At 45.3% G+C, this 16,883-nt stretch carries 10 protein-coding genes, 3 tRNA genes and 3 rRNA genes; 3 read left to right on the forward strand and 13 right to left on the reverse strand.

Features of this window, described 5'->3' with window-relative positions:
• The first annotated feature begins 6 nt into the window (after positions 1-6).
• Positions 7-1,524, forward strand: coding sequence for a DHA2 family efflux MFS transporter permease subunit (locus TI10_RS21935; protein WP_049585460.1), 1,518 nt, complete (start codon positions 7-9; stop codon positions 1,522-1,524).
• Between the two features lie 139 nt (positions 1,525-1,663).
• Here TI10_RS21935 and ilvA read toward each other — a convergent pair whose 3' ends face one another.
• From ilvA to ilvL, 6 genes are all read right to left on the reverse strand, one after another.
• On the reverse strand, positions 1,664-3,238 hold the full coding sequence (gene ilvA / locus TI10_RS21940) for a threonine ammonia-lyase, biosynthetic (RefSeq protein WP_049585462.1): 1,575 nt from the start codon (positions 3,236-3,238) through the stop codon (positions 1,664-1,666).
• 4 nt (positions 3,239-3,242) lie between these two features.
• Positions 3,243-5,093: a dihydroxy-acid dehydratase gene (ilvD, locus tag TI10_RS21945; RefSeq protein ID WP_049585464.1), complete on the reverse strand. Its 1,851-nt coding sequence runs from the start codon at positions 5,091-5,093 to the stop codon at positions 3,243-3,245.
• A 64-nt stretch (positions 5,094-5,157) separates the two neighbouring features.
• Positions 5,158-6,087, reverse strand: a complete 930-nt coding sequence (locus tag TI10_RS21950; protein ID WP_049585466.1) for a branched-chain amino acid transaminase — start codon at positions 6,085-6,087, stop codon at positions 5,158-5,160.
• A gap of 24 nt (positions 6,088-6,111) precedes the next feature.
• On the reverse strand, positions 6,112-6,369 hold the full coding sequence (ilvM, locus tag TI10_RS21955; protein WP_036779619.1) for an acetolactate synthase 2 small subunit: 258 nt from the start codon (positions 6,367-6,369) through the stop codon (positions 6,112-6,114).
• Positions 6,366-8,012 (reverse strand): acetolactate synthase 2 catalytic subunit, encoded by a 1,647-nt coding sequence (gene ilvG, locus TI10_RS21960; protein ID WP_049585468.1) that lies wholly within the window; start codon positions 8,010-8,012, stop codon positions 6,366-6,368. The genes ilvM and ilvG overlap by 4 nt, the downstream gene beginning before the upstream one ends.
• 137 nt (positions 8,013-8,149) lie before the next feature.
• Positions 8,150-8,248: an ilv operon leader peptide gene (gene ilvL, locus TI10_RS24310; RefSeq protein ID WP_071647081.1), complete on the reverse strand. Its 99-nt coding sequence runs from the start codon at positions 8,246-8,248 to the stop codon at positions 8,150-8,152.
• 640 nt (positions 8,249-8,888) lie between these two features.
• Here ilvL and TI10_RS21965 point away from each other — a divergent pair.
• Positions 8,889-10,412, forward strand: coding sequence for a YifB family Mg chelatase-like AAA ATPase (locus TI10_RS21965; RefSeq protein WP_049585470.1), 1,524 nt, complete (start codon positions 8,889-8,891; stop codon positions 10,410-10,412).
• 46 nt (positions 10,413-10,458) lie between these two features.
• On the opposite strand, the gene TI10_RS21970 is transcribed toward TI10_RS21965, so the two are convergent.
• Positions 10,459-10,797: a DUF413 domain-containing protein gene (locus TI10_RS21970; protein WP_049585471.1), complete on the reverse strand. Its 339-nt coding sequence runs from the start codon at positions 10,795-10,797 to the stop codon at positions 10,459-10,461.
• A 125-nt stretch (positions 10,798-10,922) separates the two neighbouring features.
• Here TI10_RS21970 and hdfR point away from each other — a divergent pair, with 125 nt between their 5' ends.
• On the forward strand, positions 10,923-11,759 hold the full coding sequence (gene hdfR / locus TI10_RS21975) for an HTH-type transcriptional regulator HdfR (protein ID WP_049585474.1): 837 nt from the start codon (positions 10,923-10,925) through the stop codon (positions 11,757-11,759).
• Between the two features lie 755 nt (positions 11,760-12,514).
• On the opposite strand, the gene TI10_RS21980 is transcribed toward hdfR, so the two are convergent.
• The 6 genes from TI10_RS21980 to TI10_RS22005 all read right to left on the reverse strand — a co-directional run.
• A tRNA-Trp gene (locus TI10_RS21980) sits at positions 12,515-12,590 on the reverse strand.
• A gap of 9 nt (positions 12,591-12,599) precedes the next feature.
• A tRNA-Asp gene (locus tag TI10_RS21985) sits at positions 12,600-12,676 on the reverse strand.
• Between the two features lie 210 nt (positions 12,677-12,886).
• Positions 12,887-13,002 (reverse strand): 5S ribosomal RNA (rrf, locus tag TI10_RS21990).
• Positions 13,003-13,137: 135 nt separating this feature from the next.
• Positions 13,138-16,451: ribosomal RNA gene (locus tag TI10_RS21995) — 23S ribosomal RNA — on the reverse strand.
• Positions 16,452-16,642: 191 nt separating this feature from the next.
• Positions 16,643-16,718, reverse strand: a tRNA-Glu gene (locus TI10_RS22000).
• Positions 16,719-16,799: 81 nt separating this feature from the next.
• Positions 16,800-16,883: ribosomal RNA gene (locus tag TI10_RS22005) — 16S ribosomal RNA — on the reverse strand; the annotation flags it as partial.

The raw sequence follows: 16,883 nt of genomic DNA on the forward strand, positions 1-16,883 counted from the left end.
GTTAACATGCTAAAAGAGCCACTATCAGGAGCCAAACTCGGCTGGCTAACCCTGGCTTTAGCATTAGCCGCTTTTTTACAAATATTGGATCTGACTATTGCTAACGTTGCCATATCGACCATTGCCGGAGACTTGGGTTCATCAGTGTCGCAGGGTACCTGGGTTATTACTTCATTCGCTGTTGCTAATGCGATCTCTATCCCATTAACTGGCTGGTTAGCAAAACGGTTCGGAGAAGTCCGGGTTTTCTTAATTTCAATGATCTTGTTTGTGATCACTTCCTGGTTATGTGGTATTGCCAATAGCCTGGAAATGTTGATCATTTCCCGCGTTCTGCAAGGTATCTCAGCCGGGCCAATTATGCCCCTTTCGCAAAGTTTGCTACTCAACAACTATCCTCCGCTAAAACGCAATATGGCATTGGCGTTGTGGTCAATGACTATCGTTATCGCTCCGGTTTGTGGTCCGATACTCGGCGGTTGGATCAGCGACAATTACCATTGGGGCTGGATCTTTCTCATCAACGTTCCGGTTGGCTTTGCTGCCATTGCTATCACCTGGATGCTGTTAAAAGACCGGGAAACTGAAACAACGGCCAGATCAATTGATGTGGTAGGGCTGGTTTTATTGATCATCGGTGTTGGTTGCTTTCAGCTATTACTTGATAGAGGAAAAGAGCTTGATTGGTTCAACTCAACAGAAATTATTGTATTAGCCATTACCGCCGTCATTGCCATAACTTTCCTGATCATTTGGGAACTCACCGATGATGATCCGATCATTGATTTATCGCTATTTAAATCTCGTAATTTTACCATCGGTACTTTATGTATCAGTTTGGCTTTTTTACTCCATATAGGCACTCTGGTTTTGCAGCCTCAACTATTGCAAATGGTGTTTGGTTATACCGCTACTTGGGCAGGATTGGTAATGGCTCCATTAGGGCTAGTGCCGATAATGCTGGTTCCACTCATTGGTCGTTTTAGTTCAAAGATTGATATGCGTTATTTAGTTATGTTCAGCTTTATCATTTTTGCACTCTGTTTCTTTTGGAGAACGAATACTTTTGAGCTATCAATGGACTTTACCACCGCTGCCTGGCCACAATTTATTCAAGGCTTTGCGATCGCTTGCCTGATTATGCCACTAACAGCCATCATATTATCTGATGTTGAACCCGCTAAAATCGCCTCTGCGGGTAGCTTGTTTAACTTTTTACGCACGCTGGCAACATCTGTGGGCACTTCAATCACCACTACCATGTGGTCCCGTCGCGAAGCTGTCCACCATGTTCAATTAACTGAATCAATAACTCCCCATAATCCTATTGCCCAACAAGCCTATGAGAAAATGGAACAATTAGGGATGTCACAAGCCCAAGCCAGTTACTCTCTGGCACGCGAAATCACTAATCAGGGATTAATTATTGCTGCTAACGAGATTTATTGGCTATTTGGCTTTATTTTTCTGATTTTATTGCTCTTTATTTGGTTGGCAAAACCCACTGTTGGAGAAAAGAAATAACACAATAATCAAAGAATTTATTATTGAGTTCTTTCCAGCGGAACATCAGCGAATATTAAATTTTGTCAAAATAGCGCCTTTGTTCAAAACGCTATTTTGACATTTTGTAGAACATATTTTTTCATTACCAAGACACCGATCAACCTCCGGCCGTTTTAGATGCCTGGCACATCAAAAAGAATTTAAACGCGGGAGTATCCGTCTCATCGTGATACGCATAGCCTAATGCATCAAGGTGACGCTTAAAACGTACTTCCGTTCCTGACAATTCAAATGCGGCTATCACCCGGCCATAATCTGTACCATAATTGCGATAATGAAATAACGTAATATTCCAGTGAGTTCCCAAAGTTTGTAGGAACTTTAGCAAAGCTCCCGGCGATTCAGGAAATTCAAAACTAAACAAGCGCTCTTTCAATGGCTTAGATGGACGACCGCCGATCATATAACGAACATGTAATTTCGCCATTTCATCATCTGAAAGATCAGCAACCTGATACCCTGCGGTACGCAATTCCTTAATAATTTCCCGTCGTTCTACCTCACCACGACTCAGGCGAACACCAACGAAAAGACAAGCCTGATCAGGATCTGCATCCGTATAACGATAATTAAACTCTGTTACCACCCGATCGCCTAATTTCTGACAAAAGCTCAGAAAACTCCCTTTATGCTCGGGAATAGTCACTGCCAGCAATGCTTCGCGCTGCTCGCCCAATTCACAACGCTCAGAGACATAACGCAACCCGTGGAAGCTTACGTTAGCGCCAGAAAGAATATGCGCCAATCGTTCACCTTTAAGCTGATGCTGCTGAACATACTTCTTCAAGCCAGCTAGCGCCAATGCACCGGATGGCTCAGCAATCGCACGTACATCCTCGAACAGATCTTTCACCGCAGCGCAAATAGCATCACTGTCTACCGTGATAACATCATCCACATATTGCTGACACAAACGAAATGTTTCATCACCGATACGCTTAACAGCAACACCTTCAGCAAATAAGCCAACTCGTGGTAAATCTACCGGATGTCCAGCTTCCATTGCCGCTTTCAGGCAAGCTGAATCTTCCGCTTCTACCCCAATGATTTTGATTTCTGGCATCAGTTGCTTAATCAACACTGCCACTCCAGCAATCAAGCCGCCACCACCAACAGGTACAAAGATTCGATCCAAACGCACATCCTGTTGCAAAAGTTCCATCGCCAACGTTGCCTGACCTGCGATTACTGCGGGATGATCAAACGGAGGAATAAAGGTATAGCCCTCCTGTTGCGCCATTTCTATCGCTTTAGCTTTAGCTTCATCAAAATTAGCACCATACAACAGAGCTTTACCGCCGAAACTACGGACTGCATCGACTTTAATATCCGCGGTAGTAACCGGCATAACAATCAGAGATTTAATTCCCAAACGATTGGCAGAAAGTGCAACCCCCTGAGCATGGTTACCGGCTGATGCGGTAATCACGCCTCGATTTTTTTGTTCCTCAGTCAAACCCGCAATCATGGCATACGCACCACGGAGCTTGAAACTGTGAACAGGTTGCCGATCTTCCCGCTTTACCAAAATAGTATTTCCTAAGCGGGCAGAAATTTTCTCCATTTCCTGCAAAGGAGTCACCTGAGCAACTTCATAAACCGGCGCGCTTAATGCCGCTTTCAAATACTCTGCACCACTTGGTGCGGAAGTTAAGGGAAGAAATGCAGCCATGCAATTATCCCCCTAACTTAGATTTATCACGGACAGCGCCTTTATCCGCACTGGTCGCCAATGAAGCATAGGCTCTCAAGGCAAACGATACCTGACGTTCACGAGCCTTCGGCGTCCACGCTTTATCACCGCGGGCCAATTCCGCTTCTTGACGGGCAGCAAGTGTCCTTTCATCTACATCAAGTTGAATTTTCCGCAGTGGAATATCAATATCAATAATATCGCCATCTTGAACCAAACCGATTAGCCCGCCATTAGCCGCTTCTGGAGAAACGTGGCCGATCGATAAACCCGAGGTGCCACCAGAAAAACGGCCATCGGTAATCAATGCACAGCTTTTACCTAGCCCCATTGATTTTAGATAAGTCGTCGGATACAACATTTCCTGCATGCCAGGCCCACCTTTTGGCCCTTCATAGCGAATTACCACCACATCACCAGCAACGACTTTTCCACCCAGGATCGCATCAACCGCATCTTCCTGACTTTCGTAAACTTTGGCTGGCCCACGGAACGTCAGACTACCCTTATCAACCCCTGCGGTTTTTACAATGCAACCATCTATAGCCAAATTACCAAATAGAACGGCAAGACCACCATCCCGGCTATAAGCATGCTCAATATTGCGAATACACCCTTCTACACGGTCAGTATCCAACGAGGGCCAGCGACAATCCTGTGAAAATGCCTGAGTAGTACGGATACCCGCAGGACCTGCCGAGTACATCTCCTTCACCGATTCCTCTACCGTCTGCATCACATCGTACTGATTAAGCGTTTGTAATAAATCCAGACCCAAGACATTTTTAACCTGGCGATTCAACAAACCCGCTCTATCCAGCTCACCTAAAATACCGATCACGCCACCAGCACGATGAACATCTTCCATATGATATTTTTGTGTACTTGGCGCAACTTTACATAGATGAGGGATCTGACGAGACAAACGGTCAATATCCGCCATCGTAAAATCAATTTCCCCTTCCTGCGCCGCTGCCAGTAAGTGAAGTACAGTATTCGTCGAGCCACCCATTGCAATATCCAACATCATTGCATTTTCAAATGCGGCTTTCGTTGCGATACTACGCGGCAGAGCACTATCATCATTTTGTTCATAATAGCGCTTAGTCAACTCAACAATGCGTTTACCTGCATTCAGAAACAACACTTTGCGATCCGCATGAGTCGCCAGTAATGAACCATTCCCCGGCTGAGACAGTCCCAGTGCTTCGGTCAAACAATTCATAGAGTTAGCTGTAAACATGCCTGAGCAAGAACCACAAGTTGGGCAAGCTGAACGTTCAATCTGGCTGCTATCCTCATCACTGACATTCGGATTCGCACCTTGGATCATGGCATCGATCAGATCCAACTTGATGATCTGATCTGATAATTTAGTTTTACCCGCCTCCATAGGACCACCGGAAACAAAAATCGCCGGAATATTCAGACGTAGTGCCGCCATCAGCATGCCTGGCGTGATTTTGTCACAATTGGAAATACACACCATAGCGTCCGCACAATGTGCATTCACCATATATTCAACAGAGTCAGCAATTAATTCACGTGACGGCAGAGAATAGAGCATACCACCATGCCCCATTGCGATACCGTCATCCACCGCTATGGTATTGAACTCTTTTGCAACACCGCCTGATGCTTCAATCTGCTCAGCGACCAGTTTACCTAAGTCCCGCAAATGGACATGCCCGGGAACAAACTGAGTAAATGAGTTAACTACTGCAATAATCGGTTTACCAAAATCTGCATCGGTCATCCCTGTCGCACGCCATAAAGCGCGAGCTCCAGCCATATTACGGCCATGAGTCGTAGTGGCAGAACGGTACTTAGGCATTATCTTCACTCCCGTGTTATCAATACAGGCGGGGAACGAACCGCCTGTTAAATTATTTATAGTTCTATTGAGGATTGACTGGATCTAACCAGCCCCATTTATCGTCTGTCGTGCCATTAAACAAGCCAAAGAAGGCTTGCTGAATTTTCTTAGTAACAGGCCCACATCTACCGATACCAACCTGAATATCATCAACACTGCGAACGGGTGTGATTTCAGCCGCTGTACCAGACATAAAAACTTCATCAGCCAGGTACAGAGATTCGCGCGACAATACCTGCTCACGCACTTCCAGCCCCAAATCTTTCGCTAATTTGATAATGGCATCACGGGTAATTCCTGGTAATGCAGATGAAGTAAATGGCGGCGTGAATAATATGCCATCTTTTACTTCAAATAGATTTTCACCCGCACCTTCAGAGATATAACCATAAACATCCAGCGCAATACCTTCTTGATATCCACGACGACGGGCTTCACTACCCACCAAAAGTGAAGACAGGTAGTTACCACCTGCTTTGGCCGCAGTTGGTATTGTATTTGGCGCCGCACGATTCCATGAAGAAACCATCGCATCAATTCCCTGCTCGAGTGCTTCTTCTCCCAGATAAGCTCCCCAAGGAAAAGCGGCAATAATGACATCCGTTTTATAGCCAGCCGGCGGATTAACTCCCATGCCAACATCACCGATAAAGACTAGCGGACGTATATAAGCACTGACTAAATTATTTTTACGAAGGGTTGCCCGACATGCTTCCATTAATTCATCGACACTCTGGCTCAACGGCATGCGATAAATCTTTGCAGAGTCATGTAAACGCTGCATATGCTCCCGATGGCGGAAAACCACAGGCCCTCTATGAGAGTCATAGCAGCGAATTCCCTCAAAAACAGAGGTACCGTAATGTAAAGCATGGGACATTACGTGAACTTTAGCATCTGCCCAAGGAACCATCTCACCATTGAACCAAATGTAATCGGATTGCTTCGTCATTCGTCTTATTCCTTTATTTCTACGTTATGCACGTATGAGTTGTGATTTTTGTTGCAGGATCTTGACGCCAGCGACATCCACTAATTTAGCCAGTTGTGAAGACAACAAATTAACCGGTTTTTGGCTGGCAACAATTAATTCGATATTAACATTATCGCCATCCATTGTTTGATCCATATTCATTGAACATATCTGAAATCCACGATGACGCGTTACCCGTAAGATACGCTCTAATATTTCAGGACGGAAACGAGCATGGATTGCAAGTTGATGTTGCATCATAATGATTTCTCCAACATAGTTTCATTGCTTGCACCGGGAGGAACCAACGGCCAAACGTTCTCTAATTCTTCAATAGATACCTGTAATAAATAGGGGCCTTTACTGGTGAATAATGCATTCAGCGCTTCATCAATCTGTGATTTATCAGTGATATGTTGCCCAGGAATATCAAAAGCTTTTGCTAATGTGACAAAATCAGGGTTATCTGTTAATGTCGTTTCGCTATATCGCTTATCAAAAAACAGCTCCTGCCATTGCCGCACCATTCCCAACCGCTGGTTATCCAACAATAAAATTTTTACGGGTAATTGCTTGCGTTTAATTGTCCCCAATTCCTGAACATTCATCATGAAAGAACCATCTCCAGATACACAGATCACCATATCCTCCGGTCTAGCAATCTGAGCACCTATCGCAGCAGGGATACCAAATCCCATCGAACCCAACCCACTAGATGTAATGAAATTTTCAGGTCCATCAAAAGTCATATGCTGAGCTGTCCACATTTGATGCTGTCCAACATCGGTAGTAATAACCGTATTAAATGCTTTACGATCTGAAACCTGCTTCAATAACCAAGGAGCATAGATACTCTCTCCCTGATGGTCATAACACCAAGGATATTCAGCTTTCAGATCTTTCACTTCCTGTTGCCAGGGCACAATTGACAATGGCTGCTGCAAACGAGGCAATAATCCCTTCACATCCCCCAGTAACGATACATGAGCCTGACGTAATTTCCCCAACTCTGCCGGATCAATATCCAAATGAATAACCTTTGCGCGTGGAGCAAAGGTATTAAGTTTGCCAGTCACACGATCATCAAAACGAGCACCTACAGCAATCAGCAAATCACATGACTGAACAGCAAGATTGGCCGCTTTCGAACCATGCATTCCAAGCATTCCCAGATAACATGGATGTTCTGAATCAGCAGCTCCCAAACCTTTCAACGTAGAAACAACCGGCATACCGGTTTCCACAACAAAATCACGCAGAACAGAAACTGCTTGAGACATCCCAACTCCACCACCGACATACAACACTGGCTTCGCCGCAACCGCAATCATCTTCTGGGCTTGTTCTAATTCACTTTCCGAGCAGGACGCCTTTTGCTCAACCGGTACCAAATGTGGTACCAAATTCCCCTCTTTCAGCTGAATATCTTTAGGAATATCAATCAAAACTGGACCCGGTCGACCGCTAGTGGCAATCGAAAAGGCTTCCGCCATAATTTGAGGCAAATTTTCCAGTGAATCCACTAAGAAACTGTGTTTGGTACAAGCAAGGGAGAGACCTAAAACATCGACTTCTTGAAAAGCATCAGTGCCAATCAATGCAGAACCAACCTGACCAGTGATAGCAACAACAGGAACAGAATCTAACAACGCATCGGCTAATCCAGTGATTAAGTTTGTCGCTCCCGGTCCCGATGTAGCGATACAAACTCCCGGCTTACCACTGGCTCTCGCATAACCGATTGCAGCCATAACTGCACCCTGTTCATGCCGACAAAGCAAATGCTCCACACCACCATCGTACAAAGCATCATAAACCGGCATGATCGCACCACCAGGGTAGCCGAAGACCTTATCAACACCCTGCGTTCGTAATGCTTTTACAACCCACTGCGCCCCGTTCATTTTTCTATCCCCTGTGTTTACCCTGTGAGACAAGATGTTGTTCTGTTGTATGTTTCCGTCTCTATCTGATTTTGCTTGTCGAAAAAAAACCCCCGCGCCTTTCGGTGCGGGGGTCTTCGAGAGATTTGGCTGTTCTTCTAAGCCTTTCTTCGTCCAAGTGCAGCCCCGCACGGTGGGATAATAATCACCACCACGCTGACAATAATTAGGCTAATCACTAGGACAAATGTGTTCATAATCTTAATCGTTTAATTCGTTTGTTTAATCTATATTTAAGAGTTATCACGTTCTTCATAGCTTGACAACATTTATTTTGTTTTATTACTCAATATGAAAAAATATTGTTTATTTTCAATTAAATACTTTCAATTCAGATTATTTTATCCAGTAAATATCAGAATTTAAGTGATAAAAACTAACTAATTAGATATAAACAAAACAACACATAAAGCAGTAACATAAAAAACAGATCATTCAACTATAACCAAAAGTAAAGATCTTATTATTAATCACCTAGGTGATAAAACCTCCTCATTAAAAATAAAGCAGAATGATATAACACACTAAATTTATTCACTGTGAAAAATATATAAATTTGAATTTCAAATAAGTTATTTCAATAAAGACAATCTAAAAATACGATTTAAATGAAACCTCATAATAAGAATACAAAAATAATCAATTTTATAATCAAAAGAAAAATAAACCATAAAAATCAATTAAATAAAATATAAATTACTTAATAATAATTTTAAAAAAATCTTTAGCGTTGCTTCGCAAAATATTTATTAGAGCCGCTTCGCAAAAAAATAATAGAAAACTATTTATTATCTAATTTCAGTCCATCATATGCCCTTTCTTACGAAGGAGAATAGGATGGCCCTCGCTGTTATTTATACCAGAGCGACTATAGGTATTCATGCCCCAATTGTTACTGTTGAAGCGCATATTAGTAATGGTTTACCTGGATTAACTCTAGTTGGTTTACCTGAAACAGCCGTAAAAGAAGCAAGAGATCGTGTCAGAAGCGCATTGATCAACAGTGGGTTTACCTACCCGCCTAAAAGAATCACTGTCAATCTTGCGCCCGCAGATCTTCCCAAAGAAGGTGGCCGTTATGACTTGCCGATCGCTATCGCTATTCTAGCCGCTTCGGAACAAATACCGACCAATAAATTAAGTCATTATGAATTTCTTGGCGAACTCGCTCTGTCCGGGGGTTTACGGAAAGTTAACGGCGCAATCCCAGCCGCACTCAGCGCGGGAGAAGCGGGAAGGCAACTTATTCTGCCAATAGAAAACGCAATGGAGCTGGCAATTTTATCTCAGAATGAAGCATTAATGGCAGAACACCTCTTGCATATCTGCCACTTCCTTCAGGGAGAAAAACAGCTGCTGACAGCACCAATCCAACATAAACCTCCAACAGAACCATCACAGCCAGATCTTCAAGATATTATTGGTCAGGAACAAGCAAAACGCGCACTGGAAATCACAGCAGCAGGCGGGCATAACCTTTTGCTACTTGGCCCACCAGGGACAGGAAAAACAATGCTAGCAAGTCGCCTATGTAGTTTATTACCGCCATTAACAAACAAAGAAGCCCTTGAAGTTGCCGCTATCAATAGCCTAGTGGATACCTACCTTCCACCTGAACAATGGCATACACGCCCATTCAGAGCGCCTCATCATAGTTCTTCAATGGCAGCACTGGTCGGCGGTGGCGGACTTCCAAAACCTGGTGAAATTTCACTTGCTCACAATGGTGTGTTATTTCTAGATGAATTACCTGAATTTGAACGCAGAGTCCTTGATGCTCTCAGAGAACCGCTAGAATCAGGGGAAATAATTATCTCCCGGGCCAGAGCAAAAGTTTGCTTTCCTGCTCAAGTTCAATTGATAGCAGCAATGAATCCTAGCCCGACAGGCTACCATCAGGGAATTCACAATCGAAGTAACCCTCAGCAAATACTTCGATACCTAGCAAAACTTTCTGGACCTTTTTTGGATCGTTTTGATCTCTCAATTGAAGTTCCTCTGTTACCCATTGGAACATTGAGTAGTCCTGTTAGAGCAAGCGAAAGCAGCAAAAATGTAAGATTAAGAGTGCTGGCAGCGCGAGAAATACAACTGAAACGCTGCGGAAAAATTAATGCTCATCTGAATAGCAAAGAGACAGAGACATTTTGTAAGCTCAAACCTAACGATGCTGTATTTCTAGAACAAACGTTAATAAAACTAGGGCTTTCAATCCGAGCATGGCATCGAATTCTGAAAACATCCCGGACACTTGCCGACTTAGAAGAAAAAAAAGAGATAGAAAAACCACATATCATGGAAGCCTTAAGCTACCGCAGTATGGACAGATTATTAATACAATTACAAAAACAATCGGGTTAGAAATGAAAAAGGGGCAAAGCCCCTATATTCACAATTTGTGATGATATTAATCATCAGTGTCGGTATAGTCATCAGAAGCATCGACCTGAGGCTTACCGCCTGAAAGAGTATGAAAACGTTTTGGACGACTAATTCTTGCAAGATATTTGGTCCATACTTTTTCTTCCATTGTCACAGGCTGCCGCTCACCCCGGCAAACAGCAACAAACAGCTCTTCTACTTCGGTTTGAGGCTCGCGTTTACCAAGATCTAACTCATTGAACGCATAACCATGGCGCTCTAGCAATTGCGCCTCTTTAATGGTGAAATCCCCGTGGCGGGAGAACCCGCGAGGGTAGTTTTTGTTATCAAAAAAACGATTAGTCGTGATGAAGCTTTCGGCCATCTGACACACTCCTAATTCTAGTACTGTTACTATCATGCCAATTATGGCGCGGAGTATTAGATAGGCCTGGCGTTCTGTAAAACAAAAAATTTAAATCTTAACGATAAATATTATTGGAGATATATGTGGACACTGAATTACTGAAAACCTTCTTGGAAGTCAGTAAAACTCGTCACTTTGGGAGAGCAGCCGAATCACTGTACCTGACTCAATCAGCAGTTAGCTTTCGCATACGACAACTAGAAAATCAATTAGGTACCCATCTTTTCACTCGCCACCGCAATAATATCCGTCTTACAGCCGCGGGTGAACGCCTTGTTCCCTACGCAGAATCACTGATGAGTACCTGGCAATTGGCTAAAAAGGAGATAATGCATGCTTCTCAACACACTGAATTAACAATTGGTGCTACCGCATCACTATGGGAAGCATATTTAGCTCCCTGGTTACAAGATTTTTATAAAAAACATCAGGAATTAAGATTGGAATCTCGGGTTTCTACACGACAATCCCTTGTTAAACAACTTCATTCACGTGAATTAGATCTGTTAATCACTACCGAACCGCCTAAAATGGATGAGTTCCAAAGCCTATTATTAGGGAATATTTGTTTGAAGTTATTAACAACAGAAGAAAATCTAAAATGCCAAATTAAAAATTACATCAAACTAGAATGGGGAGCTGATTTTCATCATCAGGAACAACAGATTTTAAAAAGTGAGCAGTTACCCATCATCACAACCACCTCAGCACATATAGCCCGCCAACTGCTCAATAGCGTAAGAGGAGTCACCTTCTTACCAATACACTGGCAAAATGAATATTCAGAACTAGTTTCTTATCCAAATACTGAACTAATTGAACGTCCATTGTATGCCATATGGCTACAAAAAAATGATCAGCAAGCATTCATTCAACAGCTATTAAAAATACCTATCATACATACTTCTACAAGAGGTTAAGGGACTTTCATATAAGTCATTCAATTAGTAAGTATATGTTCTGCAAAATTTATGGATAGCAATACTATACGAAAACAGGAATGAAAATAGTAAGGGAGAAACAAGTCTTAGATCGAGCATAAAGTGGGATTACTTTCGCCATCTTCCCACATATAGCTCTCTATTTACCAAGTAGCCTTTACGTATAATTTGAAACTATGACTTAAATTAGACGTAGCGTTCCTACCTTATCGCTTTAGGTATCCTTTCCTTTAATTCAAGCCTTTCTTAAGAAAGAAAATTTCATAATCAAGATATTAGCTAAAATTCTTTCGCACCTATCTTCTAGACACCTGTTCATAAGGACTTTAACTAGTATGGAGATTGCCAGAAAGTCTAAAAGGTTACCTATAAGAATTCACTTCGATAATAGATAATCAGAAAGAAAGATTTTATTGCTACAAGATCGAATAATATTGAGAAAAAACTATTTAGCTGAAAGTGTATAATAGTATCGATGATGAATTAGAATCGATGGTAGCATGGGTTTTACGAACCAGACGATATCTGAAAATAAGTTCTCCAAGTAAGATCATTTCTAGGGAAAAAGCTCGCATAACGGGATTTTTAGTGTAACGGCAAATCCATTTTTCTTACAAAGTTTCATAGAAAAAGGCGCTGACCAAAAAGCCAGCGCCTTATCGATAATCTTATCTAAGCAGCATATATGGGTAAGCAATACTACAAACTACCTTAGTTGCTACTGAGCTTATAATTGGCAGGGGCGGAGAGACTCGAACTCCCAACACCCGGTTTTGGAGACCGGTGCTCTACCAATTGAACTACGCCCCTAAATTAAGGTGGCGGTGCGGACGGGGCTCGAACCCGCGACCCCCGGCGTGACAGGCCGGTATTCTAACCAACTGAACTACCGCACCACCGAATTCTTTTTGGGTTACGCCGCTAATGCGACATAAAACTTAAACATCAACTATATCAATTTTATCAGCTTACAAACGGCTTTCCTCCGTTTGCCCTTCGGACCGTCGCGACTCTCAACGTTCAAATCCGTTCCCGACGGATGTGTCCTACTCTCTGCTAGCAATGCCCTATGTCATCGTCTTATCCCGACATAAAGCTTAATTAAAGCCTGGCAGTTCCCTACTCTCACATGGGGAGACCCCACACTACCATCGGCGCTACGGCGTTTCACTGCTGAGTTCGGCATGGGGTCAGGTGGGACCGCCGCGCTATCGCCGCCAGGCATATTCCGTTTTATCCCGGCCGTTGCTTCTCCACAACCGCCCGAATCAATCTCTGAACAAGCTGAAATTCATCTCTCTTCCGTCTTCTGACCGCTGTCCGCTGTCTTCTGACACCAAAACACCTTCGGCGTTGTAAGGTTAAGCCTCTCGGTTCATTAGTACTGGTCAGCTCAATGCATCGCTGCACTTACACACCCAGCCTATCCACGTCTTCGTCTTAAACGTTCCTTCCGTGACCTCAAGTCAAGGGAAGACTCATCTCAAGGCAAGTTTCCCGCTTAGATGCTTTCAGCGGTTATCTCTCCCGCACTTAGCTACCGGGCTATGCCATTGGCATGACAACCCGTACACCAGCGGTGCGTCCACTCCGGTCCTCTCGTACTAGGAGCAGCCCCTTTCAATCTTCCTGCGCCCACGGCAGATAGGGACCGAACTGTCTCACGACGTTCTAAACCCAGCTCGCGTACCACTTTAAATGGCGAACAGCCATACCCTTGGGACCTACTTCAGCCCCAGGATGTGATGAGCCGACATCGAGGTGCCAAACACCGCCGTCGATATGAACTCTTGGGCGGTATCAGCCTGTTATCCCCGGAGTACCTTTTATCCGTTGAGCGATGGCCCTTCCATGCAGAACCACCGGATCACTAAGACCTACTTTCGTACCTGCTCGAGCCGTCACTCTCGCAGTTAAGCTGGCTTATGCCTTTGCACTAACCTCACGATGTCCGACCGTGATTAGCCAACCTTCGTGCTCCTCCGTTACGCTTTGGGAGGAGACCGCCCCAGTCAAACTACCCGCCAGACACTGTCCTCAGCCCGGATGACGGGCCTAAGTGAGAACATCGAGCATTCAAGGGTGGTATTTCAAGGATGGCTCCATGCAGACTGGCGTCCGCACTTCCAAGCCTCCCACCTATCCTACACATCAAGGCTCCATGTTCAGTGTCAAGCTATAGTAAAGGTTCACGGGGTCTTTCCGTCTTGCCGCGGGTACACTGCATCTTCACAGCGAGTTCAATTTCACTGAGTCTCGGGTGGAGACAGCCTGGCCATCATTACGCCATTCGTGCAGGTCGGAACTTACCCGACAAGGAATTTCGCTACCTTAGGACCGTTATAGTTACGGCCGCCGTTTACTGGGGCTTCGATCAAGAGCGTCGCCTTAACGGCTAACCCCATCAATTAACCTTCCAGCACCGGGCAGGCGTCACACCGTATACGTCCACTTACGTGTTGGCACAGTGCTGTGTTTTTAATAAACAGTTGCAGCCAGCTGGTCTCTGCGACTGGCTTCGGCTCCGGGGGCAAACCCCTTCACCTAACGCCAGCGTGCCTTCTCCCGAAGTTACGGCACCATTTTGCCTAGTTCCTTCACCCGAGTTCTCTCAAGCGCCTGAGTATTCTCTACCTGACCACCTGTGTCGGTTTGGGGTACGATTCAATGTCACCTGATGCTTAGAGGCTTTTCCTGGAAGCCGGGCATCAACCACTTCACCGCCGTAGCGGCTCGTCATCACGCCTCAGTGTTAAAAGAAGAGCGGATTTGCCTGCTCCTCCCACCTACACGCTTAAACCGGGACGACCGTCGCCCGGATGGCCTAGCCTTCTCCGTCCCCCCTTCGCAGTCACATTCAGTACAGGAATATTAACCTGTTTCCCATCAGCTACGCCGTTCGGCCTCGCCTTAGGGGTCGACTCACCCTGCCCCGATTAACGTTGGACAGGAACCCTTGGTCTTCCGGCGAGCGGGTTTTTCACCCGCTTTATCGTTACTTATGTCAGCATTCGCACTTCTGATACCTCCAGCAGGCCTCACGGCGCCGCCTTCAACGGCTTACAGAACGCTCCCCTACCCATTCAGAGAACAGACGTCAGAATACAGCTTACAGACGCCGCCCCAGTCCAGTCAGCATTTTCGCTATCTCTTCATAGCCATCGCGCCATTCCTGCCACTGAACCCGATTGATATAGCCCAAATCCAGACAATATCTTAACCATACACGCATCTCATCGGCACTGCCTAAGGCTATACTAATGAAACGCCTGAACTCGGGTTTGGAATAATGCTGCTTACCAAAGCCCTCGGCAAGGTTGGCGCAAATGCCCTTACTTGCCCGCCCGACCTGGTCCGCTAATCCATATTGTTCGTACTGAGGAAATGTCAAACTCACCTGATGAATTTCTAACGAAATTCGATAAGCTTTCTTAAACACGTCCAATTGCTCGAATCCATATGACATCATTCCGTCCTCTGTCTTCTGAAATCTGTCCTCTGAATGCCGCAGCTTCGGCGCATGGTTTAGCCCCGTTACATCTTCCGCGCAGGCCGACTCGACCAGTGAGCTATTACGCTTTCTTTCAATGATGGCTGCTTCTAAGCCAACATCCTGGCTGTCTGGGCCTTCCCACATCGTTTCCCACTTAACCATGACTTCGGGACCTTAGCTGGCGGTCTGGGTTGTTTCCCTCTTCACGACGGACGTTAGCACCCGCCGTGTGTCTCCCGTGATGACATTCTTCGGTATTCGCAGTTTGCATCGGGTTGGTAAGCCGGGATGGCCCCCTAGCCGAAACAGTGCTCTACCCCGAAGATGAACTCACGAGGCGCTACCTAAATAGCTTTCGGGGAGAACCAGCTATCTCCCGGTTTGATTGGCCTTTCACCCCCAGCCACAAGTCATCCGCTAATTTTTCAACATTAGTCGGTTCGGTCCTCCAGTTAGTGTTACCCAACCTTCAACCTGCCCATGGCTAGCTCACCGGGTTTCGGGTCTATACCCTGCAACTCATTTCGCCCAGTTAAGACTCGGTTTCCCTGCGGCTCCCCTATTCGGTTAACCTTGCTACAGAATATAAGTCGCTGACCCATTATACAAAAGGTACGCAGTCACCCTGATTCATCAAGGCTCCCACTGCTTGTACGTACACGGTTTCAGGTTCTCTTTCACTCCCCTCGCCGGGGTTCTTTTCGCCTTTCCCTCACGGTACTGGTTCACTATCGGTCAGTCAGGAGTATTTAGCCTTGGAGGATGGTCCCCCCTTCTTCAGACAGGATTTCTCGTGTCCCGCCTTACTCATCGAACTCACAACCACGCCATCTTCGAGTACGGGGCTGTCACCCTCTCTCGCCGGCCTTTCCAGACCGTTCCTCTGATGCTGTGGCTGATGCAGGTTCTGGGCTCCTCCCCGTTCGCTCGCCGCTACTGGGGGAATCTCGGTTGATTTCTTTTCCTCGGGTACTGAGATGTTTCAGTTCCCCCGGTTCGCCTCATTAACCTATGGATTCAGTTAATGATAGTGCAACGCATTGCACTGGGTTTCCCCATTCGGACATCGCCGGCTTATAACGCTTCATATCAGCTTACCGACGCTTTTCGCAGATTAGCGCGTCCTTCATCGCCTCTGACTGCCTAGGCATCCACCGTGTACGCTTAATTGCTTAACCTCACAACCCGAAACTGTCTCGGATTGTTCAGCTTGAGAGACTCGTCAATCACACCGCAACCGGTATCATTGACTGTTTCAATTTTTCAGCTTGTTCCAGATTGTTAAAGAGCTTATATCGCTAAACCGATTCCGAAAATCCGCTTAAAGATACCTTAACGACAACGCCTTTCACCCGTCATCTTCGCAAGCTGGCGTCCCCTAGGGGATTCGAACCCCTGTTACCGCCGTGAAAGGGCGGTGTCCTAGGCCTCTAGACGAAGGGGACCCGATGGTCAGCTTCGCAGACGCGCTTGCACTTTACTTCATCAGACAATCTGTGTGAGCACTGCACTCAACCTATCTCAGGTAAGGAGGTGATCCAACCGCAGGTTCCCCTACGGTTACCTTGTTACGACTTCACCCAGTCATGAGCCACAAAGTGGTCAGCGCC

The sequence above is a fragment of the Photorhabdus luminescens subsp. luminescens genome (genome assembly GCF_001083805.1).
In the GTDB taxonomy this organism is placed as follows: domain Bacteria; phylum Pseudomonadota; class Gammaproteobacteria; order Enterobacterales; family Enterobacteriaceae; genus Photorhabdus; species Photorhabdus luminescens.

Excerpts from the sequence above, each read along its gene's own strand:
- TI10_RS21965 (WP_049585470.1), top strand. The coding sequence starts at position 8,889 with ATGGCCCTCGCTGTTATTTATACCAGAGCGACTATAGGTATTCATGCC.
- ilvL (WP_071647081.1), bottom strand. The coding sequence starts at position 8,248 with ATGAACACATTTGTCCTAGTGATTAGCCTAATTATTGTCAGCGTGGTG.
- TI10_RS21935 (WP_049585460.1), top strand. The coding sequence starts at position 7 with ATGCTAAAAGAGCCACTATCAGGAGCCAAACTCGGCTGGCTAACCCTG.
- ilvA (WP_049585462.1), bottom strand. The coding sequence starts at position 3,238 with ATGGCTGCATTTCTTCCCTTAACTTCCGCACCAAGTGGTGCAGAGTAT.
- ilvD (WP_049585464.1), bottom strand. The coding sequence starts at position 5,093 with ATGCCTAAGTACCGTTCTGCCACTACGACTCATGGCCGTAATATGGCT.
- TI10_RS21950 (WP_049585466.1), bottom strand. The coding sequence starts at position 6,087 with ATGACGAAGCAATCCGATTACATTTGGTTCAATGGTGAGATGGTTCCT.
- TI10_RS21970 (WP_049585471.1), bottom strand. The coding sequence starts at position 10,797 with ATGGCCGAAAGCTTCATCACGACTAATCGTTTTTTTGATAACAAAAAC.
- ilvM (WP_036779619.1), bottom strand. The coding sequence starts at position 6,369 with ATGATGCAACATCAACTTGCAATCCATGCTCGTTTCCGTCCTGAAATA.
- ilvG (WP_049585468.1), bottom strand. The coding sequence starts at position 8,012 with ATGAACGGGGCGCAGTGGGTTGTAAAAGCATTACGAACGCAGGGTGTT.